The 276-nt window shown below is 59.8% G+C and carries 1 protein-coding gene; it reads right to left on the bottom strand.

Annotation, left to right across the window (positions count from 1 at the left end; translation table 11 throughout):
* A partial coding sequence (locus tag R0J87_RS20065; RefSeq protein ID WP_498888451.1) for a M20/M25/M40 family metallo-hydrolase occupies positions 1-276 on the bottom strand: 276 nt, incomplete at both ends.

Here is a 276-nt window from a genome sequence, read left to right as displayed (position 1 = left end):
CTGCCTTTTTCCCTCGCCAAGTACTTGGCCAGCCCTAGCCCAATAGCGGCATGGCCATCGTGGCCGCAAGCGTGCATCATGCCGGGAACTTGCGAGCGGAATGCGAGCTCTGCTGGCACATGCTGTGATGTGGCGTCTTCGTCAATCGGCAAGGCATCGATATCGAAGCGATAGGCGAAATTTGGCCCTGGCCTGCCGGTATCCAACACTGCGGCCAGTCCGGTATGGCCGCCTTTCATCCGCTGCATGAACTCGTCTGGCACGCCGTAATCGAGC

Source organism: Halomonas sp. SIMBA_159, assembly GCF_046536035.1.
GTDB classification, from domain to species: Bacteria; Pseudomonadota; Gammaproteobacteria; order Pseudomonadales; family Halomonadaceae; genus Vreelandella; species Vreelandella venusta_A.
This window is presented reverse-complemented; position numbering and strand designations above follow the sequence as displayed.